The following is a 1,483-nucleotide window of genomic DNA, read 5'->3' as shown; positions in this document are numbered from 1 at the left end:
CAAAAGCGCAGCTTTTGGGCGTCCAGCGAACGAAGTGAGCGACGTTGAGCGCATTGTTAGGAGTCTTGCGCAAGAAGCCAGCCTTTACCTGTTCCTTTTCCGGTTATTTTCCCAGTCATACAATCCACAACCTGCGCTTTGCGTTTTTGTGCAAAAACTTCAGGGCTAATTGGTTGGCCATAAATTTCTGCAAGCTTAGCGCTGTTCTTAATATCAGTTTCATACTGCACTTGTGCGATGCTCTGACACTCAGTTATGTCTTGATTGAATTTTGATGGGGTCTGGATTGTTTGGTCAGCTGCGGCAAAGCGGACATCTTCATAGCTAAAATCACCAGTAGCTGGGGTATTTTGCGCTGTTGTGCAGCCAGTGATTAGTAGTGCTATGAAGGGAATTACGCTGTATTTCATAAAGACTCCTAACGTTTGGTTAAGGGGCGCCCAAAAGCGCAGCTTTTGGACGTCCCAGTGAGCGAAGCGAACGACTTGAACCGCTTGTTAGGCTACAGCCGCGCTATTAGCTGACAGCTCTTGCTCTTGTGTGTTTAGGAACTCCCGACGAAAATTCAAAGGGCTGGAAATTCCTGGCACTGGTGCTTGTGGGTTTCCTGCGCCAGAAACAACAATTGAGCCAAAGTTGAATATGCGACCAAGAATCCCTTGGTTAACTTGAATGCTTTCAATTTTTTGCATGTTAATTTCAATAGTTGTTCTGCTTATAAAGCCAAATTTCGCAATAACACGTTTGTTTGTTATGGCCAACTCTGTGGAGAAATAACGTATTGCTGCTGCGGCCCAAAAAAGCAGGCCAAGGCCAAAAATACCGAGCGTTAACAGACCTAGCAGTATCAGAGGCAAAAGAGACCAGATGCTCGTTTTCCCTTCATATATTACCTTTTCACCTTTTGTAAGAGCACTTTCTACGTAACGTCCCATGTGTGTAACTCCTTGGTTAATGAACTTCTTTTGTTCGGTGCATAGCGTTTGGTTAAGGTGCTGCAGATTAATTAGCTCTTGTAAGCTCTTGAGGCTTGTTTCTGAGATAGCTCATGATTTTATTTTCTGCGGATAGTTCAAGTCTTTTCTTTTTTGTGTCTGCATCGATTAGGCTTGAGTCTGACTCGGGCACCAGATTAAATGTTATCTCTCCCCATGTTTCCGGGTCAGTGTTTGAGATTGCTTGATACCCATTATCTGTTTTGGTAACGACAATGGTTTCGGTCATGGTTTGAGTGTTTGAGATTTTCTCTGAATGTACCCACGTCCCTATAAAGCTCTCTCCTTCATCTTTACAGCCGCTTATGGCGGCGCACGCAGCGAATACGAGTAATAGATTTTTCATTGGATCTCCTTGTGTGTATGTGGGACTTTCCTGTCAGGATTACTAGACTAATGAGGGAGCTAAGCGGCACCGAGGCTCTGCCGAGGGAACGGCAAAAGCATGCTTTTGCCGTGTCCGCTTGAGCGACTTGTTAGGTGACACA

The 1,483-nt window shown here is 45.0% G+C and carries 3 protein-coding genes; all 3 read right to left on the bottom strand.

Going from position 1 to position 1,483, the window contains the following annotated elements; all coding sequences use genetic code 11:
- Positions 1-56: 56 nt before the first annotated feature.
- Positions 57-410 (bottom strand): hypothetical protein, encoded by a 354-nt coding sequence (locus BMX80_RS17415; protein WP_074870783.1) that lies wholly within the window; start codon positions 408-410, stop codon positions 57-59.
- A gap of 87 nt (positions 411-497) precedes the next feature.
- Positions 498-935 carry a PH domain-containing protein gene (locus BMX80_RS17410; RefSeq protein WP_074870782.1) on the bottom strand — a complete coding sequence of 146 codons (438 nt, stop codon included), beginning with the start codon at positions 933-935 and terminating at the stop codon, positions 498-500.
- Between the two features lie 67 nt (positions 936-1,002).
- A complete protein-coding gene (locus BMX80_RS17405) occupies positions 1,003-1,341 on the bottom strand; it encodes a hypothetical protein (protein ID WP_074870780.1) in 339 nt (112 codons plus the stop codon).
- Between the last annotated feature and the right edge of the window lie 142 nt (positions 1,342-1,483).

Origin of the sequence: Atopomonas hussainii (assembly GCF_900109735.1) — a bacterium.
Lineage (GTDB): Bacteria > Pseudomonadota > Gammaproteobacteria > Pseudomonadales > Pseudomonadaceae > Atopomonas > Atopomonas hussainii.
Note: the sequence above shows the minus strand (reverse complement) of the source record. Positions and strands in the feature narration are given on the sequence as shown.